We start from the raw sequence: 23994 nt of genomic DNA on the forward strand, positions 1-23994 counted from the left end.
GGCCCCCGCGAAAACGTTGCTGGGTTCCACCCCGCATCGCAGCACTTCCGGTTGTCCGAAATACCCCCCCTTGCTTCAGGTCATGAAGCTACTGCGGCCGGTGTCTCACCCGTTTACGCACTCTCTCAAAACGAGCAATTAAGGTGTTCTGGGGTGGAAGGCTTGGTTTAGGCATTACCGCCTCCAGTATCTGTAAGCGATCCAGGGCCCTTAACACGGCAACTAGTGTCTCGATACTTCCGCGCCCGTTCGCCTCTAGGCGTTTGTAGGTTCTAACAGCAACGCCACTTGCGACTGACATCTCTTCCTGGGTTAACCCCTTCCGAAGGCGTTCAGTTTTTAGACGAACCCCCAAGACGCCGCAAATAGCCGCATCAGACAAGAAGTCAAAACTATGCAAAGCATCCCTTTGTGGCGCAATGACAACGCGATCCTAGCACTTAACGGGCCATATATGGCCCGTTGCGCCTGAACAAACCTGTGAGTAAGTCTGTTATTGAGCGCATTTGGTGTAAAAATACAACAACACACCGTTGATTTTAAAGTAATTTTTGTGTTATCAACAGGCAAAATCGGGATAAATTACTGTATGTCGTGCTTACTCAACCTCAACCTACTAAATGTAGTAGCTTATAAGGGGACAAGTTTTCCACAGCCATGCAGACCGTTCGGATGACATGCAGTTTATTCAACCTAACACGGAGACACGTACACCGATACGGGATAAATCAACCTATCGGTTGACAACCAGGAGAGGGAGCGTAAGATGGGCGATAGGGAGAGGAAAACACCTCCAAAATTACTCTACACGTTAAATCTACTGGTCCCAGGAGGTCATGATGAAACTTACGCCGTTTGGCTTGTGTGTTCGAAAGATAAGGCTTGAACTTGGACTAACTCTGAAGGAAATGGCGACCGCTGTATCGGTCAGTTCTGCGTACTTGAGTTCGGTAGAGCTCGGCGAAAAAGCACTTAACAACAATTTGATTGAGGATGTAAGTCGATATTTGCAAGACAAGATTACGCTGGAGCAGCTTGATGAGTTGAGGGCCGCCGCCGCTCAGTCCATAAAGATTGTTCCGGTTTCAAACCTAAGCGCAGACGAACGAGGGCTTGTAGCAGCCTTTGCTCGACGACTTAGTGATGGCAACGGTGTGCCGCCGGATGTCCTCCGCTGGCTCAAAGGGAAAAACCAAGATGGTGATAACTAACAACGACTTCGAGGGCCAACGGAAACCACGTGGTTACAAGGTGGCCCCCCGTAACAGGAAGCAGCTTCGAACAGTCGCCTCGGACTGCGTGGAACTGCTAAAAAAGGAAGGATGCTTCAAGGAGGGCCGTGCCTTCCTTGATACCAGCTTTCTCTTGGAAAACCTTCTATTCCGGGCGAACTATCAGCTTCACATCGTAGATGAAAGCGAATTGACTGAAACCGCAGCCTTCACGATTCCGGAAAAAGGGTTGCTGATTCTTCGCTCGGACGTTTATGACGGGCTAATAGAAAACGATGCTTTTGCCCGATATACGGTAGTCCACGAGTTCAGTCATATCGTTCTGGACCATGCGATCACCTTGCATCGTGGAGAACAGTTAGGCAATCACGAATGGTGGGAAGACAGTGAGTGGCAGGCAAACAACCTTGCTGCAGAGATATTGATGCCAGTCGAGGTCATCAAAGAACTTGGAGCCAAGCCAATCCTGATACAAGCAGAATGCGGCGTAAGTTCGAGAGCAGCAACTAACAGGATAGCAAACCTGCGAACGGAGGGGCTGCTTTGAAAAAGAAAACGCTTAAAGGGAGCGCCAACTCACCGATAAGCGTCTGGGGAAAAGAATTCCAAATGCCTCTGGAATTCTCTTGGAATACTTTGTTAGTGTGCGACGCGAGATTATGTAGAAATAATCCGCGACTATCAAGTCCCAAGTTTTGTCTTCGAGGCGCCTTTCGATGGAGGTGTCGCGATGTTCACCATGAACTTGCGCCCCAAGGTCGTCAGGGTTCGTCAGTATGTCCGCCTCCGGTTCGGCCGGCGCGAACATGTCTGCCAACACTGGCGGTCTTGGCCTAGCTGCTAAAGCTAGGTAGTGGCAGGAAGGGTCAAGCTGCCCCTTCCTCGCCTGCAGTATTCGTGGACTCCCTTTCACGGGAGTTCGAGCTTTGACGTTGCAATGGAATGTATATCTGACACCGGCGAAATCCGATGTCTTCTGTTCTGTTGCAAACTTGGAACATGACAATGAACTATCTAATTTTTCGCCTATTTGCCAAGCCGGTCTTGACCATCATCGGTAGCGTTTTCCTTTATGCGGTCATGGCTTACTGGCTACCTCAAAAATTCTCTGCCTCTCCTTTCCTCAAGCCGCTTGGATTAGCCATTCAGGAGCACAGCAGCCTCGTTCCGCTTGCACTGACTCTTTTTGGCTTCACCTGGTGCCTTTTAAATGGATACCGGCTTTGGCAATGGAGCGAAGGGGAGGAACCGTGTTGCCCGAACTGCGGGATGATGATGGAAGAGAAGGTTGGCCGATATGGTGCGTTCCTTCGCTGCATGCGCCCTTCCTGCCGTGGCAAGTTGAGTTTTTGAGGGTTAGTCATCATGAAAATCTTCAACACAGTTGTCGCCAAGTGGAAGTCTCGACGGAAATATCAGCTTCAAGACCTAAGCGACAAAGCGTTAATTTTCCTCGGAGGGCCATCTTTCCTGATTGCTGGCTATTGGACAGTGATGCTGAAAGATGTCACCCCTGAGTACATCAAAGCCGTTAATCGCCTCGGATATATCGACGCCATGGGCACTGCCCTCGCTCTATTTCTGCTGCTGTTTGGGCTGCAAGTTTGGTTCTTTGGTTGCATTGCAGCCCGCTGCCACAGCGTGCTGTACGACCGCTGGTTCAAGTAGCCGTCTCAACTCAAATTCTGATTTAGAGGATTTCCATCATGAGCAAAAAAGATTCTCACCACGTAGTTCCGCATGGCGACTCTTGGGCTGTGCGCCGCAGTGGATCTGAACGCGTAAGCGGTACTTACGAGACTCAGGCCGAAGCAATAGAACGTGGTCGCCAAATTTCCCAGAACCAAGGGACAGAGTTCTTTATCCATCGCCCCAACGGGCAAATTCGCGAGCGTGATAGCCACGGGAAAGATCCGTATCCTCCAAAGGGTTAGTAATACCAAGGCAGGGTTGCCTCTTCGGAGGCAGCCCGGCATGGTCTATAGCAAGATTTTTTCCTACTTTCCCCCCTGCTAGTAATTTCCCCTGTTTCTTAAGCTTCCGTCCGTCGCGCCGTTGCGATGTTCTCTTACCAAAGAAAGGAAGCAATCATGTCTAAACGCTCGGGTGGAAAGACCCCCATGACAACGCAAGCCGTTGCTCGAATTTACTCTGCAACTGCGAAATCCGGGAACGGAACAATCCCGAAGGGAGGATTCGAAGCGCGTGCTGCTAGCGCAGCTGCTAAGAACATGACCCCGGCGATCAAAAGCAAATAAGGGGATATGCCGGGGCTCAAGCCCCGGCCTAATCAGCATGAAGAAATACCCTCTGCCCCCCTACCCCTCTGTAGGTGAAATTGTCTTCGAATGCGCCGTTCGAAGTGGCCTTGTCCGTTCCAACGAAACGGACTCGCATCTTTATGAAGACCTCAAAGCTTTCAAAGATGATCGCCTGCGCCCAGGGTTACGGCCCATCGAATTCCCAAAATATGTTCTGGTTGATCTGGAAGATCGCCTAGCGTCATTCATAGGCGACGGATCACTTGCTGCAGGATTATTCGCGGGAATTCGGAAATGGCTGGATTGGTACGCAGGAATCACCGCGAGGCACGATGCGACGTTACTGGAACGAGACGTATTGGCTGAACAAATCCTCTGGCCAACTGCTTTTAGCTTCGGCGGTACGGTCCTCCTGGCTACGATCTCTAAGTTGTTCCCGACTGCCAACCCCATAGCCATGCTCGACGCAGATGCACCACTAGGCGCGTATCTAAATTTTCTCTTTGCTAGGGGGAAGGAAGATATCAAGACTGTCTGCGACTACCGCTCCAAAAAACACAATATCGACCCTGATAACTGTCGGGACACTGTGGAGGAATGGCTGTCGGGAGAAGCTGTACCCAGCCTAGCGAAGCTCAAGGAAATTCTCGATGCACTTGAACTGGGCACCAATACCTCCTTCTTGATTTGGCTTCCCGTTGCAAGGCTATTGGCCAAAACGTCAAAAGCCCATCGGGCATGTATCTCAGTCCGCATGAAGCCAGATCACGGTTTACCTGACCCGGAAACCCACCTCACCATCCTACGGAAACGGATTTCGTGGGATATCGGCAAGACCTTAAATATTGGCCCAGATCCGCCTTTCGCAAAGCTCCGCGCAGCTTTGTACGATCCCTCTATCCCGAGAAATGCGGCAGATGTGGAAGACATGCTCATCCGGCTGAAACGTACCTGGGAACCGATAGCCAATCAGACCATGCACACCGTTGAATGGCTACGAGGCCGCTATCTTGTGCTTTCTGGCCGCTTAGATGAAGCGTACGAACACTATCTCGCAGCATATAACCTCGGTGCCGGGCGCGATCCTGATATCTACCGCGAAGTACTTGATGAGGCCTTGGCACTAGCTGCAGCTTTAGGAAAGAAACGAGCAGTTGAGCGATTCGAAGGGTTGCTTGGACTTTACTGGACTACCGAATGGGATGGAGATTACTCGACGCTTGAGAAGCATTTTTGGCGGAAATTCCCATCGGAACTGTTTTTCTGTAGGTCATCCGTCACGTTTTTGCCATGGACAGGGAAATCTGAAGCATGGGCATCAGCGGAAGAAGCAAGTAAAGGCCCTTTCCGTGACGTTTGACCTACGCTGCCACATCAAACCGCCGGAAAAAATACTGCCGACAGCCATCGACTGCCGGACCACACACCGGGGCAGCTTTCAGTTCGAGCAATAGCCGTCTAGACGATATGCGACGCGCTCTCGCGAGCTCCGCCAAGGAGACATATTCCCGCTGAAAGGTCTCAAGCACATCTCGGCCGATTTGGATTGGCTTGTGCAGTCGATCTGTCCGAATCAGCCCAGAATGCACTAAGGCGTAGGCCACTTGCTGCTTTACCCCCAAAACCTGGGCAGCTTGATCAACCGATAGTGTCTGATGCGCTTCGACTGCCATCTGCCGCCACAAGGTAAGGGACATTCTGCTGCACATCCGATCACCGAATGCCGATTGCTCGTCGGCTTTCAGCAGTTCAATAGAACCGCTCAGGATTGCACGAACCAAATCCGGAAATTCGCCAGGCTTCAAGCGCCAGTTCTTCAACACTTGCTTGATCGTCACGCCTTCCCCGCACTCCAAGCCAGGTAGCTCGCTCAGCATGCCAACTTCGCTCATTGAGATCAGCCATCGCGATGCCTTGGCCTCCTTCCGGTGCAACAAAGGCTTGATTACCCCTGCGGCGATCAGTTCGCGCAAGCGACGTTCAGGTAACGCCAGTGCTGCTGCGGCATCCTTCAAACTCATGGTTGAAGCGGGCAAGTCACCAAGGAGACCTAGCTGCGTTTGATGAATCGTGGCTAGCGTCCTTCCTTTGGTTGTTTTGGCCTCCGTTGCCTCGATCACAGAAGCCTCAACGAGGTGCTTCAACGTCTTCTTGCCGATGCCAAGAGAGTCCGCCGCTTGGCGCAACGTCAGGCGGGGATGCTCTCCCCGAATAGCAGCAGAGAGTCTTCGGTTGCGCTTACATACAGTGCCCCACCAAGAGTCATTGATGAATGCCTCGAACGCTTCACGCACGAACTCAAAGCTCGGGTCAGCCAGATCACGATAGATCAGCCGGTACAGACGGCCAAAGCTCTTCCGCAAACTAGGCGACATGGGCCGGTTTTTCAGGGTCAATTCGAGCAAGCTGTTGAAGTTGGCCGGCCACTCATCCAGCAACACCGCTGCCCGAGAAAACACTTGCCCCGCTACATTGAGGTCATGCAGATTCCCGAGCTGTCCTGGTCGATCTGGCTCTCTATCATCTTCGAACTGCCCCAGATAGCGGATCAGCCGCACCCAGGCGCTTAAGTTGAGTTGCTTCAAGGCGTCGTATCCGCGCCTGCCGTCGAACGCGAAATGCAATCGACCCAGCAGCTTCGCCTCCGATATTGTTGGAGCCACCAACTCATCGGCGACGGAAAGGCGTTCTCCGCATAGGCACGACCGGAAATTAGACCGTGCCGGGGAATGAGCGCCACCACAGGCAGGACAACGCTCCTGGAGTTCCATATGGTGCCGCTCGCAATGGCAGACGAGCTTAAGCGTCCAGAAAGTCCGAAGATAGGGAGCCTCAAGAAGACAGCTTGGACACCACCGTAGCGTCTGCTGATTGAAGTCCTGGACGGCCAGCCCGGCTAAATTGCCGGCTGTCTTCCAGTAAGAAGGATAGGGGCCTACAAGTCCTTCAACGGTCTCCCGCGGCAAATCAACTGCCAACGCGATCCCGCGTTTGCAATCGCCTTCTCCAAGCTCGACGACGTATCGAAAAAGATCTCTCAGACCGAAGAACCCATTCGAATCAGCCAGCCGGACCAAATACCCCGTGATCGCCTCATCCGGATACGGTAATGGACGAACAAGCAATCGGCGGGGAAGCGGCCCGGCTTCCTCAGTCGTATCCAACGAGACTTCCCCCATTAAGCTCCCCAATCCGGTCAGCCACACCCCGCAAACGGTCCAGTGGCAATCCGTAGAGTTCTCGCACGATCCCGTCAATCAAATCATGCGGCTTACAGCCCTCGCGAAGCGCTGGTGAAGGAACCCAGCAATGTTGAAGGGAATTGAGCAAAGCAGCCGGGAAACCCCAATCAGCCATCCGAAGTAATGTCAGTATGACCCCAATCACCAAGGGCCGATGAAACCGACATGGGTAGCGATAGGAGGGGGTTACATGGCCCGCTGCAACACAATCATCCCAAATGGCTCTTCGCCACCAAGCCGCGAATTTTTGCCTCAAAGGCGCGGCGCCGTCTGGATATATCTTTGGATTGACGAACAGGGCAGCATCCCCGAACACGAAAAGGCAATGGTGACTAAGCTCCACCCGCAAAAGCGATTCGAGCAGTGGTGCTTTTCGCAGGCGAAGCTTCGTGAGGAGCTGGCATATCAAAGAGGCGAGACTTCCCTTCCCTGTAACCAGCTTTGTTGGCCTCTCGTCATTAGCGAATATCCGACGTACCAACCGACGGAGTACAGTCCTCGGATAGGTCGGCCAATCGAAGAAAAGCCGATATTCGTCCAAGCGGCCATGGGAACCAAGCTTCAAGCTACCCATCACCCGCGTCAGCTCGAAAGCCTGCGGCAAAGCCACCTCTGGAGGATGACCTTCAAAAGAATAGCCTGGCGGCAGCTTGATCCCTAGGTGCGTAGCAATGATCCGGGACCACGCCAGCGAAAAGCGATCAGCCGGGTCGGCCGCAAAATCTTCCAACAGCAGGCCGCACTGGCAGCGGTAACGGCCATCTACCCATTCCCAATCCCCAGTATCGTGACCACAGGCTGGACACACCAACAGCAGCTTGCTGCCATGTCGCGGGCAAGCCGAGACACCGGGTATTTCCCATAGCTCCAGGAAATACCCCCATTCATGTAGACATTCGGGACAAAAGCCGTGTGGATAGTATTGGCGCGAGCTGCTTTGCCAATCTGCCGCATTGCTTGGCTGCTGCTCGAAACACCACGCAACCCAGCTTTCCGGTTGTACTCGTGCCTCTACCGGTAGCAGATCATTGATTCGTTCGAGCAATTCAACACGTGGTTCGGGCTCTCGACGATGCCGGTAGCTCAAGATAATTTGGCTACGCAGCCGCCAGGGAAGCGGCAAACCGTTCATCAAGAAATGACGGTTTAACCAGGCCGAAAGGCCCTCCCCTGGCATACGCTTCGGTCGAACCAGGTATTGATTCAGCGGCAGTGCTGACTCAAGCCTGAGTTCTACCACGGTGATCTACCTGTTCAAACGGTTCTCCAGCACGATCCAGCCGTCGAAACTCGAAGGCCGGATTGAACGGATTCAGCTTGCCAATCCCTTCCCACCAAATATCCCGCGTAAAAGCCTCTTCGAGATCCTGTGGCACCACACGTTCGAGCTGAGCCGAGTGCGCTTGCGCCAAGGCGCTATGGAGGAGCTTCTTGATGTAGGCCACCCGGCCATCACTCGCGAAATACAGCCGTTGCCCTAGCTCGCCGCTGCCATATTCCCCGTAGTCGATTGGCACCGGAAAGCAGGCAATCAACGAGATGAACAGTTGGTAGCACTCGGCCTGTATCGACACTTCAGGGTTCTGGCCAAGTGCCATCATCACGCGCCGGGAAAATCGCCGCCGTAACTGTTCGTTCACCGTCAGCAATCGCTGCAGGCGTGGCAACCCCAAGAACACCGAGGGAATTCCCAGATCATCGATCAGGCGTTTGATCCAATCGCCAACCAAGTAGTGCGTTGCAACCTGACCTCGGTCATGCAAATGCTGAGCTTCATCCAACAGGATCAACTCCACACCACATGATCGGCAGAGCAAAATAATCCGGCGCGTCTTCGCCGCCACCGATCCCACGTTGGAATGCGGGTCTCCCAGCACAAACAGGATTTCCGAAGCCACACTGGTAATCGTGGCCCCGGCCGGTACCGAAACATAAAGCACCGGTACGACATCCCGCTCAGGCAAGGCCTGTCGGGGATACTTCTGGGTCAGCAAACGGCACAACGTACTTTTTCCGGTTCCACTCTCGCCCAGCACCAGCAGATGATGCGCCAGGCCAGTTTGGCGATACGTCGTCAGTTGTTCCTCGATGGCAGTCAGCGCGAGAACAAACGGAGGAAATGGGATGTTCTCCTCCTCGAACCGAAGCAAATGGTCGTAGGCAAGAAAATTAACCACGGTAGGCCTCCTGACGCGAAATGCGGAAGGAAGGCAGCACTGGCGGCAAGGATTCAGATTCCGGCTCAACAGTACATATTGCTTTCTTGGACTTTGGCTTGCTGGGCTTTGCCACTTCCTTAGAGGGGTTGGCACTGCTCAAACCAACCAACGCAGCGGCCTGACGACGATTGCGCTGTTTGCGGCTCGCCATCAATCCCTGAATCGATTGGGCAAGCTCAAGTTTTGCTCGGTCACGGGCAACTGGGTTCTCTGTCGCAATTCCTTCTTCCCGAAGCTTCGCACAGATCAGGTCGTGCTGAAGACTCGTCAGGCCTTTGGCATAGTCATAATCGACAGCCTGGACGGTAATGGGCTCGTCCGAATCGGGGGCCCAAACCTGTACATCCCCTAAATCCTCATGGTTGTAGAGAACCCGAAGCCGTACCCCTTCACCGAATTTGCGCAGAACAGGCCCAAGAACCTCCCCGCTATATCGGATGTTGTTTAGCCAGAGTCCATCGCGTCGCAGGCTTCGTTCAGTGACCAAGCCGATCCGACGCTCAAGCGCTTGAAGGCTGCTCGGTAGGACTAGCGGGCGACGGATCTGACCTTCATGCCATTTCGCCCACGGCGTCATCCCAATGCCGCGATGAATGGTCTGGGCGTAGATATCGAGTAACCATTTTTCAAAGACGTACTTGAACTCGGCCAAAGTCAGCACGGCATGCTTAGCGGGATCGTAATCACCTCGTTCCTGTAGCCTGGACATGCTGGTACCAGGCAATTGATGCGCGAAAAAATAATTTACCGTCTTGAGGTGGCGCTCAATAGTGCCTTTGAACTGGGGTGCGTGCTTTGGACAGTACTGCAGACGGATTGCCAGATCGAACGCCACGCTTTCAAGATCAATGCCATGGAATTCCAAGCCGTTATCCAGGACGAGGACATCCATCACACCGTAGCATGGCCATTCATGTTCGATTTCCAGTCCAGGTATGGCTTGCTTCAGCTTGGTCTTTGGCAAGATCGCATGACGCAAAGCCCCCATCACGGCAGCTGCCGACGGAGCACCAAATGAAAGGTAATAGCCGATCGGCATGCGACTGTAACGATCAATCAACATCGTCAGCGTTGGACGCCCTAATGGCAAAAAGCTCTTTTCGCAGATCAGAAAAAGATCCAACGGTGTGTGATCGACCTCGATTCGTTCCAAAATATTCGACACTTTGACCCCCTGCTTATTGATCCGAAAACGCTTGTCAGCGCTTGATTTCCCATCCTTCAAAACCGCCAAGTCGTAGCGCTCCAACCGTCCCATCAGTCGAAAAACAGTCCGCAAACTGGGTTTCTTCAACGGTATATCGCCAAATCGGCGCTCATTCTCTTGATCAATCTTCCCGTTCAAGAGGACATACACCGCTTTCGCTCCTGCTCCTGGCGATGTTAGAAACGCTTCTTCAATGGCCTCCTCGGCAAGTTGAAGCACGCGTTCCCCCTGGCGAAGCATTCGGCTCCCTCTACGATCAGTTCGCGGTAGCAAGGATGCGGAATCGTTTGCCTGGCGATAAAGGCAATGCCATCGGTACAAGGTCGTGGCTGAAGGCGGGGTTTTGTCACCTATTTGCTCAGCAATTTGCAGCGAAATCGGGCGAGTGAACGCCGGTGTGAATAGGGGGCCACCATGCGCCTCCAAGGCCCTCAGATACGTCAAACGACGCCGCACCTCATTCCTCAGCGACTCAGGAATATCGGTCATTGGTCGGCTATAGGTCCGCAACTTCGTGACTGAATCGGCAACCTGCTCCACCGATATCCGACCTGCTGAAAACTCTTGGAGCAGCTCATCCTTTTTGACGATCTTGTATTCCCCATCTTCCACACGTTCGATCAACACGGAATCGCCTGGCGGCAGACGGTCGATGCGAAACGCAGCGGAATCCCAGTTAAAAACCAAGTTTGGGCGTAGTGAAAATCCACGCATGGCTATCCTCCTTGGTCAGTTGAACTTCGGTATCGAGGGAAACGGGAACATCCAGGTGGCAGTGCAAGAAACCTGCAATCAGGGCGCTGAACGGGTCAACCGCACGGGGCTCCAGCAACGTCACGAGGTGACGAAGCGAAGTCGGAAATACCTGCCGAATCTCACTCAATGCGAACCGGATGGCGTCAGCGGTCGGTGAAACACGTGGGATTTGGTGATAAATCCAACGCAAGTTGGATTGCCGAGGCTCCTGACGGAGTGTTTCCTCGGTCAGCACCGCAAAAACTTCATCACGGCGCCGGTAGTAGGTTTGGATGCAATCAATCTTGTGGCTGATTTCAGGGTCGGCAAGACTCCTGGCAGCCTTCACCTCGACAGTGATTGTCTCCCCTGTATCGAGTACCACTTCGAAGTCCGGTGTATAGCGCCGCAAGCGAGCACCATCGGCATAGCGAATCGCCGGCATTTGCTCGCGGTAGCGAATAATCCGTGGCGATGTTTCGAAAAGGTAGATCGCATCGAGTTCAAGAAGGCCTTCGTGGTGGATCATTCGGCCATTTTTGCGGCTTGGAAACTTGCCGCGAACGATTCCGCCCGTATGCCGGACTATCGTTCTGGAGCGCTGGTGGGCATCTCCTACAGGTATTAGGCCGTTCCAACGGCCTCCCCAGGTCGTGCTAGACATCATTCATCTCCTGCAACCGACGAAGCGAAGGCAAAGCCATCCCCTCCTCGGCCGCGTTGGCGTCTGGATATTTCCGTTTTCAGGCAAAAAGTTGCCCCCGGCGGGTAATAACCGCCGTTAAAAACAGATTCGCGAGTTGGATTTGGCTTGACGCTGGCTGGCTGCCTAGCGATACTGAGGATGTTCAGTCGTAGGTATCGCGAGATGCTTACCAAGCGGGGCAAGCCGAAAGGTTTGTCCCGTTTTTACATTCTGGCCTCCTGTTTTGACTGAATTCTCGATCTAATCGAGCAAGGGGAAGGCTCCGGATCGTGGAAACGCAGCAATTCGCGCATGACACGAACCTGGGCGGCGGAAAGCTGTGGCAGCTTGTCCCGAAGATCCCGGAGCAACAGGTAAACCTCTTCGTCCGCTTTCGGGGAAATCGTCAATCTGCGTTCGGACGCTTCGGCCGTCGCAAACAGCACTCGCTTTTCCTCCTCGGACAGTTCAAGCGTCTTGGCCAATCGCTCAACGAACTCGGGCGTAGGCGGGCCTTTTTGGCCAGTTTCCAGCGCTGACAGATAGCTTTGATCGTAGTGGAGAAGTTCGGCGAGCTCGCCCTGGCGAACGCCAAGGCGCCTGCGCAAATCAACCAGGTAATGGGAAAACGGGCTCATTGATTTATACGGAGATTGATAAATTGACTCAAGGATAGAGCCAAAAAAGTTCGGAATCAATCAATGATTTTTAAAATTACTCTTTTGTATCAGCAAGTTATATAACTTTGCTGGTGCATTGTTAGATACTTTGATACTGCAAAATAGGTAAATTCGTGCCGTCGTATTTTTGAAATACCAATTTAATATTGCCGGTGCTTCACCGACAAAAATCACTGGGGGCAGCTGAATAGCCTGATCGTTCAATATCACTACTTCGAAGGTTCTCGTTCTTCGGTTCGCCTCATTGAACTCATATCCAAGTGGTGTTAAAAGTAGTATTCAAATCTCATTTTTGGAATGACAATGGAGCGCAGAGAAGCCGAAATCCGCGACGCATTGAGCACAAAGCTCGAACTTCTTGAAGAAGGTTTGCAGCTGATCAAAATTGAAAAGTATTTGCCTAACCCGCAAGGAACTAGGGGCTTCATTGATCTATTTGCTACAGATCGGCATGGTAAGTACGTGCTTATAGAGCTAAAACGGAGCGATGCAGCGAGTCGCGAAGCTCTGCATGAAATCCTTAAGTACCTTGAAGCAGTGAAAGTAGGTTTAAGCGTACGGGATGCGGAAGTACGTATCTTCATTGTCTCGACTGAGTGGTCCGAGTTACTTGTCCCCTTCTCGTCATTCGTGAAGCGGACTAGTTGCGAAGTGAAAGGTTTTGCACTGGAGGTCGATTCAAATAACGTACCGACTAAGGCTACGCCCGTAATACCTCTTTTGCTTGCGGAGGACCGTCTATTTGCGCCTTGGCATGAACTGAATTTTTATAAGACCGAAGAGTCACTCAAAGCGGGGCTGCAGAGCTATGAGACAAGCTGCTCGGCCAAAGGGATAGAGAACTTCGTATTGCTGGTAATGACCCCTCCGCCGGGGCACCATCAAAAATCGATGGAGGCTACGCGCGACCAGTTAAATAGCTTACGGCAATCGTTCGGTAACGGCGCCGGAATCAAGACACCGGAGGAAGTCGTTGCAACTATGCCGGAGTACAAGTTCGTGATCTATTTTGCAACTCTGCAACTTTCCGAAGAGGTGTGCTGGGAAGCAATTCGGAAGGGAACGTCAGCCGAGGATCTCGAAGAATTTGAGTCGTATGTGTCAGAAATGCAAGATGATGGGCGAATTTGCACCCTGCACGAAAAGGTCTATGAGGCCAAACCAAATGCAAACCGGGACTATTACGAGATCGGCTACCCGGCGAAATTCGGAAATAGGCTCCTTGAGGATGAGGGATGGAACATCAAAGAAGTTCGGCGCTATGGCACGCTAAAAGCCAACAGCGTCCTCACTGATGACTCTATTATCAAAGATCTCAGCGGCGCCGACGGAAAAAATCTCCAAAAGTATCGAAGAAAGTTTTCTCCCTCGAACAAGTCAGAAGTAGCCGAGGTTCGCCTTGGCACGCAGAGGTGCTTACGTGACAACCCTCTTTGGCGGAATCAAATTCTTCGTGTCTTGGATGAGTTCTTGCCTAGTGACCAGAGCGTAGTAGCAACTCTCTCCATCTTCAATCCAGCCAACCTCTGCTTAGCGCTGTATCTTTCTCTAGCAAGCGAAAATGGAGAGCAGTACATCCCCGACTACACACTAGTGTTCGAAAAAGGAGGAATTCCTTTTACGGTGATTTTCGGGTCAATGCAGCCAACAGGAAATAATCCGTCATTCACTAATCACTTGAACAAATACTACGATGGAGATGGCTTCCAGTTCTTGGTAAATCTAGGCTGGGGTGGATACGAATCAAGGGATGTTCAGATGTCACGGGATCTAGGCATGACCTACAAGACATTCAAGATGGTTGATGTTCAGGATGAACATCAGAGCTTCTTTGAACTGACGGAAATAGGCTGGGAAACCTGCGGGCCTGAAACGCCATCATCCGGTTTCCATAAGTTCATAGACAGCTCTCCGGATTTCATTTTTGACGTCTGCGATTACTACTCATCCCATTGGGATGGGGTTACATACTCGTATAGCAGAGATGAGGTACTCGAGTTTCGAACCTAACTTGGCCCCTTGTCGATAGATAGGCTATTACGTGACCACCAAGAGGAAATCTGTAAAAGCCTTCGATTTTTTCATAGCGGTTGTTTTAGCAGGATAGGCCCATCGCTAAATTTCGATTCAATGAAAAAAGCTCCTTTCGGAGCTTTTTTCATTATCTATGTCAGCAAATTTTCACTAACTAGGCACAGTTTTCACTTTCTGTGTCACCCGACAACCCTTACACATCAATATTCCGCGCATACAGCGCATTCTCTTCGATGAACGCCCGACGCGGCTCGACGTTATCCCCCATCAGCGTGGTGAAGATCTCGTCGGCGGCGATGGCGTCGTCGATCTGGACGCGGAGCAGGCGGCGGACGGCGGGGTCCATGGTGGTTTCCCACAGCTGCTCGGGGTTCATTTCGCCAAGGCCTTTGTAGCGCTGCTTGGAGATGCCGCGTTCGACTTCGTTGAGCATCCAGCGGATGGCGTCGGCGAAGCTGGTGACGGCTTGCTGCTTTTCACCGCGGCGCATGACGGCGCCGGGACCGATGAGGCCGGAGATGGACTCGGTGGCCTGGCGGATGGTGCGGTAGTCGCCGGCGTTGAGGAAGTCGCCATCGATGCGGCTGAGCTTGCGGTTGCCGTGGTGCATGCGGGCGATTTGGAGCGTCCAGGCTTCGCTGGTTTCGTCGTGGCGGGCCTCGATGGTGACGGCGGTGCCGACGGCGGCCTGCAGGCGGGCGGCGGAGTCGCGGGCGGCGGCTTCGTCGTCCAGCGACAGGGGCAGGTCGTTGGCGAGCAGGGCGTGCAGGACGGAGGAGTCGATCCAGTCGGCGAGGCGGCGGATGACGGCTTCGGCCAGCAGGTAGGTTCGGGCGAGGCCGCCGAGGGCTTCGGAGTGGATGGGATCGGCACCCTCGCTCGGGGTGAGGGCGGCACCTTCGAGGCCCAGCTTGAGCAGGTGGGCGTTGAGCTCGTTGTCGTCCTTGATGTACATCTCGTTCTTGCCGTGCTTGATCTTGTAGAGCGGCGGCTGGGCGATGTAGATGTGGCCGCGCTCGACGAGTTCGCGCATCTGGCGGTAGAAGAAGGTGAGCAGCAGGGTGCGGATGTGCGCGCCGTCCACGTCCGCGTCGGTCATCAGGATGATACGGTGGTAGCGCAGCTTTTCGGGCTTGAAGTCTTCGGGGCCGATGCTGGTGCCGAGGGCGGTGATCAGGGTGGTGATCTGCTCGGAGCTGATGAGCTTGTCGAAGCGGGCGCGCTCGACGTTGAGCACCTTGCCGCGCAGCGGCAGGATGGCCTGGAACTTACGGTCGCGGCCCTGCTTGGCGGAGCCGCCTGCGGAGTCACCCTCGACGATGTAGATTTCGCACAGGGCGGGGTCTTTTTCCTGGCAGTCGGCGAGCTTGCCGGGCAGGCCGATGCCGTCGAGGACGCCCTTGCGGCGGGTCATTTCGCGGGCGCGGCGGGCGGCTTCACGGGCGCGGGAGGCTTCGACGATCTTGCCGCAGATGGTCTTGGCGTCGGCGGGGCGTTCGAGCAGGAAGTCGGCGAGTTTTTGTGCGACGACTTCTTCGACGGCCGGGCGGGCTTCGCCGGAGACCAGCTTCATCTTGGTCTGGGAGGCGAACTTGGGATCAGGCATCTTGACGGAGAGCACGCAGGCGAGGCCTTCGCGCATGTCGTCGCCGGAGATGTCCACCTTGGCCTTCTTGGCGATCTCGTGTTCTTCGATGTACTTGTTGATGACGCGGGTCATCGCGGCGCGCAGGCCGGTGAGGTGGGTGCCGCCATCCGCCTGCGGGATGTTGTTGGTGAAGCACAGCACCTGTTCGGCGTAGCTGTCGTTCCACTGCATGGCGACTTCGACGGTGATGGGCACGCCGTTCTGGATGGATTCGCCGCTGGAGTGGAAGACGCTGGGGTGCAGCACGGACTTGGCGCGGTTGATGTATTCGACGAAGCCGGAGACGCCGCCGGCGAAGGCGAAGTCTTCTTCCTTGCCGCTGCGCTGGTCCACCAGGCGGATCTTGACGCCGTTGTTGAGGAAGGACAGTTCGCGCAGGCGCTTGGCGAGGATTTCGTAGTGGTATTCGACGGTGCCGAAGATCTCTTCGTCGGCGAGGTAGTGCACCTTGGTGCCGCGCTTGGTGGTGTCGCCGATGATCTTCAGCGGGCTGGTCTCGACGCCGTCCACGACTTCGATGACGCGGTCCACGGCGTGGCCGCGGTTGAATTCCATGAAGTGCTTGTGGCCGTCGCGGGCGACGGTGAGGCGCAGCCACTTGGAGAGGGCGTTGACGCAGGACACGCCGACGCCGTGCAGGCCGCCGGACACCTTGTAGCTGTTCTGGTTGAACTTGCCGCCGGCGTGCAGCACGCACATGACGATCTCGGCGGCGGAGCGCTTGGGCTCGTGCTTGTCGTCCATCTTGACGCCGGTCGGGATGCCGCGGCCGTTGTCGGTGACGGAGATGGAGTTGTCGGCGTGGATGGTGATGACGATGTCGTCGCAGTGGCCGGCGAGGGCTTCGTCGATGGCGTTATCGACGACTTCGAAGACCATGTGGTGCAGACCGGTGCCGTCGGAGGTGTCGCCGATGTACATGCCCGGCCGCTTGCGCACGGCCTCCAGCCCTTCGAGCTGCTGGATGCTGGATTCGTCGTAGTTGTCGGCGGGTGCGGGTTGTTGCGGCGTATCGGACATGGCGTTCTCGGTTCTACTGATGTTTACCGGCGGATTTCAGTCCTACCGATTTGCTCCGTTCGAACAAACGGAGCCGTGCAAAACGTGTGAAGAAACCGTAGCGAGCGGTCCGAGGTCGCAACGAGGAGCGGAGCTGTACTGAAGTACAGCGAGCACCGGAATTGCGAGATCGGATCGCGCAGTAGGTTTATTTACACGTTTTCAGATGCGCATCGGCATCACGACATACTTGAAGTCGGTGTTGTCGGCGAGGCCGAAGAGGGCGCTGGCGTTGCCGTCGTTGAAGCGGATCTCGATCTCGTTGGCGGCGACGTTGGTCAGCACGTCGAGCAGGTAGGTGACGTTGAAGCCGATGTCGAGGCTGTCGCCGGCGTAGTCGACTTCGAGTTCTTCCAGCGCTTCTTCCTGCTCGGCGTTGGTGGACACCAGCTTGAGGCTGCCTTCGGAGAGCATCAGACGGACGCCGCGGAACTTCTCGTTGGTGAGAATGGCGGCACGTTGCAGGGACTGCAGCAGGGCCAGGCGGCTGGCCTTGACCAGCTTGGGGTGGCCTTGCGGGATGACGCGCTCGTAGTCGGGGAACTTGCCGTCGATGAGCTTGGAGATGAGCTCGATGTGGCCGAAGCGGAAGACGATCTGGTTGCCGACGATGGTGACTTCCAGCGCATCGTCGGAGTCGGCCAGCTGGCGGGCCAGTTCGACGACGGTCTTGCGCGGCAGGATCACGTCGGTGCGGGCGTAATCGCCGACCAACGGGGAGGCGGCGTAGGCCAGGCGGTGGCCGTCGGTGGCGACCATGCGCAGGGTGTCGCCGGCGACGACGAGCAGCAGGCCGTTGAGGTAGTAGCGGATGTCCTGCTGGGCCATGGCGTACTGCACCAGCGCCAGCTGCTTCTTGAAAGCCCGCTGGGTGGTGGTGAAGTGGATGCCTTCGCCTTCCGGCGGGGCCAGGCGCGGGTAGTCGGCGGCGGGCAGGGTCTGCAGTTGGAAGCGGCTCTTGCCGGCCTTGAGGGTGATGCGCTTGTCGTCGAGCGTGAGGCTGACGTCGGCGGTGTCGGGCAGGGCGCGCAGGATGTCCTGCAGCTTGCGGGCACCGACGGTGATCGCCACGTCGTCGGCGCCATCGGCCGCGGTGGTGCTGTTGCGGATCTGGATTTCGATGTCGGTGGCGAGGAGGGTGAGGGACTCACCCTTCTTCTCGATCAGCACGTTCGAGAGGATCGGCAGGGTGTGACGCTTCTCGACGATGCCGGATACCGATTGCAGCGGGGCGAGAAGGGCGTCGCGGGGCGCAGTGAAGAGCAGCATGGACTCAGGTCTCCGAATCGTTTTTCAGGGGGCGGGGCGCCGGGGCGCCAGTCCGCAGATCGTAATGGTTGCAGGCTTCAACCACGCAACACCTGGGTCAACACGTGGAGGTCGTGGTTGAGCTGGGTGTCGCCGAGGCGCAGCTCGGCAATGGTGCGGCAGGCGTGCAGCACGGTGGTGTGGTCGCGGCCGCCGAAGGCTTCGCCGATGGCCGGCAGGCTCATCGGGGTGAGGTCCTTGGCAAGGAACATGGCCACCTGGCGCGGCCGCGCGATGACGCGGGTGCGCTTCTTGGAGTGCATGTCGGCGACCTTGATCTTGTAGTAGTCGGCGACGGTCTTCTGGATGAACTCCGCGGTGAGCTGGCGGTTGTGCGCGTTGAGCAGGTCCTTGAGGGCTTCCTTGGCCACTTCGAGGCTGACGTCGCGGCCGTGGAAGCGGGCGAAGGCGAGCACCTTCTTGAGGGCGCCTTCGAGCTCGCGCACGTTGGAGCGCAGGTTCTTGGCGATCAGGAAGGCGACGTCCTCGTTGAGGTCGATGCGCTCGGCTTCGGCTTTCTTCTTGAGGATGGCGACACGCATCTCGAGCTCGGGCGGCTCGATCTGCACCGTCAGGCCCCAGTCGAAGCGCGAGATCAGGCGGTCTTCCAGACCCTGGACGTCCTTGGGGTAGGTGTCGCTGGTGATGATGATCTGCTTCTTGGCCTCGGTGAGGGCGTTGAAGGCGTGGAAGAACTCTTCCTGCGTCCGGTTCTTGTTGTTGAAGAACTGGATGTCGTCGATGATCAGCACGTCCAGCGAGCGGTAGTAACGCTTGAAGACGTCGAAGGATTTTTGCTGGTAGGCCCGCACCACATCGGCGTAGTAGTCCTCGGCGTGCACGTAGCGGATGACCTTCTTCGGGTCGTGCTTGAAGACGTAGTTGCCCAACGCGTGGATCAAGTGGGTCTTGCCGAGGCCGACGCCGCCGTAGATGAACAGCGGGTTGTAGGACACGCCGGGATTCTGGGCCACCTGCAGGGCGGCGGCGCGGGCCAGGTCGTTGGCGCGGCCGGTGACCAGCGTGTCGAAGGTGAAATCGGGGTTGAGGCGCGACTTGTCGTAGTTGACGACTTCGGCGGAAGTGCCAGCCTCCGGGGCCGCCGGACGCAGGCCGGCCGGCGTGGCGATGGTAGGCGCAGCTGCGGCCGCAGGGGAGGTCGCAGCAGCCGGAGCCACCGCCGGTGCAACGGGCGCAGCGGCCGGCATGGGACGGCGCAGGCCACCCGCGGGGGCCAGACTGATCTCGATGGTCGGCAGGCCGCCGAAGTACTCCTCGCCCAGTTCCTCGATGCGCCGCAGGTAGCGGTCACGCAGCCACTGGCGATGGAAGTTGGACGGAGCGACCAGACGCAGCCCCACCCCGTCGTCGCTCAGCTCTTCGACGCGCAGGGGAAGGATCCAGGTCTTGAACTGCTGAGCGGGCAATTCCTGCTCCAGGCAGCTCAGGCAATGCGTCCAGAAGGCGGCGCATTGGGACGACGATGAGGCTTCGGGCACGATCTACGGGTGGGTTTGGTAAACAGCGGAATGCGCGCGGATTCTCGTTATACAGGGCGCTCCGACCTGGGATCGGGGCAGCCGGACATGCGCGCGAGGGGGTCCGGCCAAACGCGTATTGTACCCTCCCGGCGTAGACTTATCCACAGCTTGTACAGACCGACAGCCATGCGACGCACGCCATCGTCACGCCCAGCCGGCAGGGGCTTGCGCCGGAACATTGAAACGTGCTTGACAAACAGTGGGTTAACGTATCAAATTGCGCGTTTGACTCAACTTTTCGGGCACGAAAAATGAAACGTACTTACCAACCTTCCGTCGTCCGTCGCAAGCGCACCCACGGCTTCCTGGTTCGCATGGCCACCCGTGGCGGCCGTAAGGTCATCGCCGCTCGCCGCGCCAAGGGCCGTCATCGCCTCGCCGTCTAAGGCCGCAGAGGCCACTTCCCCTGTCGGCAGCGACAACCGCGCGGCAGAGGAAGCGACACCCCCGGCAGGATTCGGCTTCGGCTCGTCCTTGCGACTGCACAAAACGGATGAGTTCTCATCCGTTTTTGCTTTTCGGCGCGTGCTTCGCGGAAAGTACTTCGCGCTGCACTACTGTCCGAACGAAGTCGGAAGCGCCCGCCTCGGTCTCGTTGTCGCCAAGAAGCTCGCCAAACGCGCCGTGTTGCGCAACTTGGTGAAGCGGATCGGCCGCGACGTGTTTCGTCATGCCCGCGCAAGCTTGCCGGACTACGATCTGGTGTTACGATTGTCGGCTAAGGTTGGCGACGTAACGAGACGCACCATGCGCGAAGACATGCTCGCCCTGTTCGAGCGTTTGCCCAAGGCAGGCCGCGAGAGCAAGGCAAAGTGATGAAGCGCGCCGTGCTGGCCCTGCTGCAGGTCTATCGCTACGCCATCAGCCCCATGCTGGGACGCAACTGCCGCTTCGTTCCGTCCTGTTCGGAGTACGCCGTGGAGGCAGTGGAACGTCATGGAGCCCTGAAGGGCTCTTGGCTCGCCGCACGCCGGGTGTGCCGTTGCCATCCCTTCAATGGCGGCGGCTTCGACCCCGTGCCCTGATCCACCGCCTCCGGTCCGCCTCAACCCCTTCCTGACACTGACACCGATGGACAACCGTCGCCTGATCCTCCTTCTCGTCTTCTCGTTCTCGCTGGTCATGCTGTGGGACGGCTGGCAGAAGCACAACCAGTCCAAGGTTCCGCCCGTGGCCGCAGCCGGCAGCGGCGCAGCCTCGGGCGTGCCGACGCCTACCGCCGCAGCAGCCCCTGGCGCCGCAGCCGTGCCCGGCCAGACTGCCGCCGCCGCCTCTGCGCCCGCCGAGATCGCCACCGTGCGCACCGACCTGCTGGTGGCAGAAGTCTCCGCCCAGGGCGGCGACATCATTCGCCTGGAACTGACCCAGCACAGGGCCACCGAAGACCACAACCGCAACTATGTGCTCTTCGACAACGGCGAGAAGCACAACTACGCGGCCCAAACCGGCCTGATCGGCAACGGTCTGCCGAACCACAAGACCCTGTTCACGCTGAGCAGCAAGAACGTCGCGCTGAAGGATGGCGAAGATGCTGTCACGCTGCGCCTCGACGCGCCGCCGACCGCCGACGGTGTGAAGGTCAGCAAGCTGATCACCTTCCACCGCGGCAGCTATGCTGCCGAGGTGAGCTACGAGATCACCAATGGCAGCGCCGCGCCGCTGGCACCGCATGCCTACTTCCAGTTCACCCGTGACGGCAAACCGGCCGAGCAGCCCGGTGGCTTCGGCGTACAGACCTTCACCGGCCCGGCCTTCTATACCGAGGCCGAGAAGTACCAGAAGGTGAAGTTCGAGGACATCGCCGACAAGAAGGCCAAGTTCGTCACCAAGGCCGCCGACGGCTGGGCTGCGATGGTTCAGCACTACTTCGTCGCCGGCTGGGCACCGAAGGAAGGCGAGCGCGAGTTCTTCGCCAGCCAGATCAGCTCCGACCTGTACTCGGCCGGCGTGATCGTGCCGGTGGCCAGCATCGCCCCGGGCCAGACCGGCAAGCTGTCGGTGCCGCTGTACGCCGGCCCGCAGGAACAGAGCCGCCTCGACCAGTTCGCCAAGGGCTTCGACCTGGTGGTGGACTACGGCTGGCTGACCATCATCGCCGCTCCGCTGTTCTGGGTTCTGCAATCCCTGCACAAGCTCACCGGCAACTGGGGCTGGGCCATCATCCTGGTGACCATCGGGCTGAAGGCGCTGTTCTTCCCGCTATCCGCCGCCAGCTACAAGTCGATGGCCAAGATGAAGACCCTCGGCCCGCGCCTGCAGCGCCTGAAGGAGCAGTACGGCGACGACAAGATGAAGCTGCAGCAGGCCATGATGGACCTCTACAAGCGCGAGAAGGTCAATCCCCTCGGCGGCTGCCTGCCCATCCTGATCCAGATCCCGGTCTTCATCGCCCTCTACTGGGTGCTGCTCGGCGTCGTCGAGATGCGCGGCGCGCCGTGGCTGGGCTGGATCCACGATCTGTCCGTGAAGGATCCGTTCTACATCCTGCCGCTCATCATGGGCGCCACCAGCCTGATCCAGACCCGCCTCAACCCGGCGCCGCCCGATCCGATCCAGGCCAAGGTGATGATGCTGATGCCGATCCTGTTCACCTTCATGTTCCTGTGGTTCCCGGCCGGCCTCGTGCTGTACTGGGTGGTGAACAACTCCCTGTCGATCGCCCAGCAGTGGCAGATCAACCGGATGATCGCGGCCGGTGGCAAAACCGCCGAGTGACACCATCGCGGCGATTGCCACCGCGCCCGGGCGCGGTGGCATCGGCGTGGTCCGGATCTCCGGACCGAAACTCTCTGCGCTCGTGGCCACCTTCTCCGGCCGTGAGCCGCAAGCCCGGGTCGCCCAGTTCGCCCGCTTCCGTGACGGCAGCGGGCAGCTGATCGACGAAGGCCTCCTCCTCTACTTCCCGGCGCCCCACTCCTTCACCGGCGAAGACGTCATCGAATTGCAGGGCCACGGCGGCCCGGTGGTCATGCAGATGCTGCTGGCCCGTTGCCTGGAGCTCGGCGCCCGTCTGGCCGAACCCGGCGAATTCACCCGCCGCGCCTTCCTCAACGGCAAACTCGATCTCGCCCAGGCGGAAAGCGTCGCCGACCTCATCGAAGCCTCCACCGCCGCTGCCGCGCGCTCAGCCGTCCGTTCGCTGACCGGCAGCTTCTCGCAGGAGGTCCACGGTCTATGTGATCGCCTCGTCGACCTGCGCATGCTGGTAGAGGCCACGCTGGACTTCCCGGATGAGGACGTGGACTTCCTCGTCGAGGCACGAGCCTTCGAACGCGTCGCTGTCATCGTCGATGAACTTTCAGCCATCCTCGACCGCGCCGCCCAGGGCAGCCTTCTGCGCAACGGCCTGCATGTGGTGCTGGTCGGCCAGCCCAACGTCGGCAAGTCCAGCCTGCTCAACCGCCTCGCCGGCGAGGAGCGCGCCATCGTCACCGACATTGCCGGCACCACCCGCGACGCGCTGCGCGAGACGATCCAGATCGAGGGCATCCCGCTTCACATCACCGACACCGCCGGCCTGCGCGACACGAACGACGAGGTCGAGAAGATCGGCATCGCCCGCACCTGGCAGGAGATCGAACGGGCCGACGTCGTCGTACGGTTGGTGGACGTACGCAATGGCGCGACCGACGCCGATGCAGCCATCGACGCGCGCCTGCCGGCCGGCGTCGAACGGATCACCGTCTTCAACAAGGTCGACCTGGTAGAACGCCAGCCCGAACGGCTCGAAGGCCCGGAGGGCGTCCAGCTCTTCCTGTCCGCCAAAGCCGGCCAGGGCGTCGACCTGCTGCGCAGCGAGTTGCTGCGCGTGGCCGGTTGGCACCGTCATGGGGAGGACGTCATCCTGGCCCGCGAGCGCCACCTGGTGGCGCTACGCACCGCCCTCGCCCACACCCAGGCCGCGCTGGAAAATCGCCTGGCCCTCGAACTGATGGCCGAGGAGCTTCGCCTCGCCCAGGAGGCCATCAACGAGATTACTGGCGAGTTCACGCCCGACGACCTGCTCGGGGTCATCTTCTCGCGCTTCTGCATCGGAAAATAGCGAGCCTTCCGCAGCGTTCCGACACGATCCACCAAACCCCCTCAAGCCCGCGTAACTGCGGGCTTTTTTGTTCCGCAGCGGGCTTGTATACGCCGGGTGAA

Annotated in this window: 22 protein-coding genes; 12 read left to right on the plus strand and 10 right to left on the minus strand. The window is 57.3% G+C overall.

Annotation, left to right across the window (positions count from 1 at the left end; translation table 11 throughout):
* Nucleotides 1-88: 88 nt before the first annotated feature.
* Nucleotides 89-400 (minus strand): helix-turn-helix domain-containing protein, encoded by a 312-nt coding sequence (locus tag AC1PQG_RS23935; RefSeq protein ID WP_481120233.1) that lies wholly within the window; start codon nt 398-400, stop codon nt 89-91.
* 439 nt (nt 401-839) lie between these two features.
* Here AC1PQG_RS23935 and AC1PQG_RS23940 point away from each other — a divergent pair, with 439 nt between their 5' ends.
* The 6 genes from AC1PQG_RS23940 to AC1PQG_RS23965 all read left to right on the plus strand — a co-directional run bounded on the left by AC1PQG_RS23940 (nt 840) and on the right by AC1PQG_RS23965 (nt 4853).
* Entirely contained in the window at nt 840-1211 is a 372-nt protein-coding gene (locus AC1PQG_RS23940) for a helix-turn-helix domain-containing protein (protein ID WP_481120234.1), read from the plus strand.
* Entirely contained in the window at nt 1198-1779 is a 582-nt protein-coding gene (locus AC1PQG_RS23945; RefSeq protein WP_481120235.1) for an ImmA/IrrE family metallo-endopeptidase, read from the plus strand. Before AC1PQG_RS23940 ends, AC1PQG_RS23945 begins: the two co-directional genes overlap by 14 nt.
* A gap of 422 nt (nt 1780-2201) precedes the next feature.
* Nucleotides 2202-2585, plus strand: coding sequence for a hypothetical protein (locus AC1PQG_RS23950; RefSeq protein ID WP_481120236.1), 384 nt, complete (start codon nt 2202-2204; stop codon nt 2583-2585).
* 12 nt (nt 2586-2597) lie between these two features.
* Nucleotides 2598-2900, plus strand: a complete 303-nt coding sequence (locus tag AC1PQG_RS23955; protein WP_481120237.1) for a hypothetical protein — start codon at nt 2598-2600, stop codon at nt 2898-2900.
* 38 nt (nt 2901-2938) lie between these two features.
* On the plus strand, nt 2939-3166 hold the full coding sequence (locus tag AC1PQG_RS23960; protein WP_481120238.1) for a DUF2188 domain-containing protein: 228 nt from the start codon (nt 2939-2941) through the stop codon (nt 3164-3166).
* 361 nt (nt 3167-3527) lie between these two features.
* On the plus strand, nt 3528-4853 hold the full coding sequence (locus AC1PQG_RS23965; protein ID WP_481120239.1) for a hypothetical protein: 1326 nt from the start codon (nt 3528-3530) through the stop codon (nt 4851-4853).
* 1 nt (nt 4854) lies between these two features.
* Here AC1PQG_RS23965 and AC1PQG_RS23970 read toward each other — a convergent pair whose 3' ends face one another.
* The 6 genes from AC1PQG_RS23970 to AC1PQG_RS23995 form a co-directional block, all read right to left on the minus strand.
* Nucleotides 4855-6657, minus strand: coding sequence for a TniQ family protein (locus AC1PQG_RS23970; RefSeq protein ID WP_481120240.1), 1803 nt, complete (start codon nt 6655-6657; stop codon nt 4855-4857).
* Complete coding sequence (locus AC1PQG_RS23975; RefSeq protein WP_481120241.1) at nt 6644-7975, minus strand: TniQ family protein; 1332 nt, start codon at nt 7973-7975, stop codon at nt 6644-6646. Before AC1PQG_RS23975 ends, AC1PQG_RS23970 begins: the two co-directional genes overlap by 14 nt.
* On the minus strand, nt 7956-8912 hold the full coding sequence (locus AC1PQG_RS23980) for a TniB family NTP-binding protein (protein WP_481120242.1): 957 nt from the start codon (nt 8910-8912) through the stop codon (nt 7956-7958). Before AC1PQG_RS23980 ends, AC1PQG_RS23975 begins: the two co-directional genes overlap by 20 nt.
* Complete coding sequence (locus AC1PQG_RS23985) at nt 8905-10875, minus strand: Mu transposase C-terminal domain-containing protein (RefSeq protein WP_481120243.1); 1971 nt, start codon at nt 10873-10875, stop codon at nt 8905-8907. The genes AC1PQG_RS23980 and AC1PQG_RS23985 overlap by 8 nt, the downstream gene beginning before the upstream one ends.
* On the minus strand, nt 10838-11560 hold the full coding sequence (locus tag AC1PQG_RS23990; protein WP_481120244.1) for a TnsA endonuclease N-terminal domain-containing protein: 723 nt from the start codon (nt 11558-11560) through the stop codon (nt 10838-10840). The genes AC1PQG_RS23985 and AC1PQG_RS23990 overlap by 38 nt, the downstream gene beginning before the upstream one ends.
* Before the next feature lie 245 nt (nt 11561-11805).
* Complete coding sequence (locus AC1PQG_RS23995) at nt 11806-12219, minus strand: helix-turn-helix domain-containing protein (protein WP_481120245.1); 414 nt, start codon at nt 12217-12219, stop codon at nt 11806-11808.
* Between the two features lie 345 nt (nt 12220-12564).
* On the opposite strand from AC1PQG_RS23995, the gene AC1PQG_RS24000 reads away from it, so the two are divergent.
* Nucleotides 12565-14271, plus strand: a complete 1707-nt coding sequence (locus tag AC1PQG_RS24000; RefSeq protein WP_481120246.1) for an endonuclease NucS domain-containing protein — start codon at nt 12565-12567, stop codon at nt 14269-14271.
* Between the two features lie 217 nt (nt 14272-14488).
* On the opposite strand, the gene gyrB is transcribed toward AC1PQG_RS24000, so the two are convergent.
* The 3 genes from gyrB to dnaA form a co-directional block, all read right to left on the minus strand.
* Nucleotides 14489-16963 (minus strand): DNA topoisomerase (ATP-hydrolyzing) subunit B, encoded by a 2475-nt coding sequence (gene gyrB / locus AC1PQG_RS24005; protein ID WP_481120247.1) that lies wholly within the window; start codon nt 16961-16963, stop codon nt 14489-14491.
* 201 nt (nt 16964-17164) lie between these two features.
* Entirely contained in the window at nt 17165-18271 is a 1107-nt protein-coding gene (dnaN, locus tag AC1PQG_RS24010; RefSeq protein ID WP_481120248.1) for a DNA polymerase III subunit beta, read from the minus strand.
* Between the two features lie 77 nt (nt 18272-18348).
* A complete protein-coding gene (gene dnaA, locus AC1PQG_RS24015) occupies nt 18349-19809 on the minus strand; it encodes a chromosomal replication initiator protein DnaA (RefSeq protein ID WP_481120249.1) in 1461 nt (486 codons plus the stop codon).
* A gap of 293 nt (nt 19810-20102) precedes the next feature.
* Here dnaA and rpmH point away from each other — a divergent pair, with 293 nt between their 5' ends.
* The 5 genes from rpmH to mnmE all read left to right on the plus strand — a co-directional run bounded on the left by rpmH (nt 20103) and on the right by mnmE (nt 23893).
* Nucleotides 20103-20237, plus strand: a complete 135-nt coding sequence (rpmH, locus tag AC1PQG_RS24020; RefSeq protein ID WP_079434516.1) for a 50S ribosomal protein L34 — start codon at nt 20103-20105, stop codon at nt 20235-20237.
* Between the two features lie 88 nt (nt 20238-20325).
* Nucleotides 20326-20667, plus strand: a complete 342-nt coding sequence (gene rnpA, locus AC1PQG_RS24025; protein ID WP_481120250.1) for a ribonuclease P protein component — start codon at nt 20326-20328, stop codon at nt 20665-20667.
* Nucleotides 20667-20876: a membrane protein insertion efficiency factor YidD gene (gene yidD, locus AC1PQG_RS24030; protein ID WP_481120251.1), complete on the plus strand. Its 210-nt coding sequence runs from the start codon at nt 20667-20669 to the stop codon at nt 20874-20876. The genes rnpA and yidD overlap by 1 nt, the downstream gene beginning before the upstream one ends.
* 46 nt (nt 20877-20922) lie before the next feature.
* Complete coding sequence (yidC, locus tag AC1PQG_RS24035; RefSeq protein WP_481120252.1) at nt 20923-22566, plus strand: membrane protein insertase YidC; 1644 nt, start codon at nt 20923-20925, stop codon at nt 22564-22566.
* Complete coding sequence (mnmE, locus tag AC1PQG_RS24040; protein WP_481120253.1) at nt 22547-23893, plus strand: tRNA uridine-5-carboxymethylaminomethyl(34) synthesis GTPase MnmE; 1347 nt, start codon at nt 22547-22549, stop codon at nt 23891-23893. Before yidC ends, mnmE begins: the two co-directional genes overlap by 20 nt.
* The last annotated feature ends 101 nt before the right edge of the window (nt 23894-23994 follow it).

It is taken from the genome of Zoogloea sp. GDB6 (assembly GCF_056724105.1).

What these genes read in the sequence shown, in the direction of transcription:
- AC1PQG_RS23940 (WP_481120234.1), top strand. Translation starts at nt 840, where the DNA reads ATGAAACTTACGCCGTTTGGCTTGTGTGTTCGAAAGATAAGGCTTGAA.
- AC1PQG_RS23945 (WP_481120235.1), top strand. Translation starts at nt 1,198, where the DNA reads ATGGTGATAACTAACAACGACTTCGAGGGCCAACGGAAACCACGTGGT.
- AC1PQG_RS23950 (WP_481120236.1), top strand. Translation starts at nt 2,202, where the DNA reads ATGTCTTCTGTTCTGTTGCAAACTTGGAACATGACAATGAACTATCTA.
- AC1PQG_RS23955 (WP_481120237.1), top strand. Translation starts at nt 2,598, where the DNA reads ATGAAAATCTTCAACACAGTTGTCGCCAAGTGGAAGTCTCGACGGAAA.
- AC1PQG_RS23960 (WP_481120238.1), top strand. Translation starts at nt 2,939, where the DNA reads ATGAGCAAAAAAGATTCTCACCACGTAGTTCCGCATGGCGACTCTTGG.
- AC1PQG_RS23965 (WP_481120239.1), top strand. Translation starts at nt 3,528, where the DNA reads ATGAAGAAATACCCTCTGCCCCCCTACCCCTCTGTAGGTGAAATTGTC.
- AC1PQG_RS23985 (WP_481120243.1), bottom strand. Translation starts at nt 10,875, where the DNA reads ATGCGTGGATTTTCACTACGCCCAAACTTGGTTTTTAACTGGGATTCC.
- AC1PQG_RS23990 (WP_481120244.1), bottom strand. Translation starts at nt 11,560, where the DNA reads ATGTCTAGCACGACCTGGGGAGGCCGTTGGAACGGCCTAATACCTGTA.
- AC1PQG_RS23995 (WP_481120245.1), bottom strand. Translation starts at nt 12,219, where the DNA reads ATGAGCCCGTTTTCCCATTACCTGGTTGATTTGCGCAGGCGCCTTGGC.
- AC1PQG_RS24000 (WP_481120246.1), top strand. Translation starts at nt 12,565, where the DNA reads ATGGAGCGCAGAGAAGCCGAAATCCGCGACGCATTGAGCACAAAGCTC.
- gyrB (WP_481120247.1), bottom strand. Translation starts at nt 16,963, where the DNA reads ATGTCCGATACGCCGCAACAACCCGCACCCGCCGACAACTACGACGAA.
- dnaN (WP_481120248.1), bottom strand. Translation starts at nt 18,271, where the DNA reads ATGCTGCTCTTCACTGCGCCCCGCGACGCCCTTCTCGCCCCGCTGCAA.
- rpmH (WP_079434516.1), top strand. Translation starts at nt 20,103, where the DNA reads ATGAAACGTACTTACCAACCTTCCGTCGTCCGTCGCAAGCGCACCCAC.
- yidD (WP_481120251.1), top strand. Translation starts at nt 20,667, where the DNA reads ATGAAGCGCGCCGTGCTGGCCCTGCTGCAGGTCTATCGCTACGCCATC.
- yidC (WP_481120252.1), top strand. Translation starts at nt 20,923, where the DNA reads ATGGACAACCGTCGCCTGATCCTCCTTCTCGTCTTCTCGTTCTCGCTG.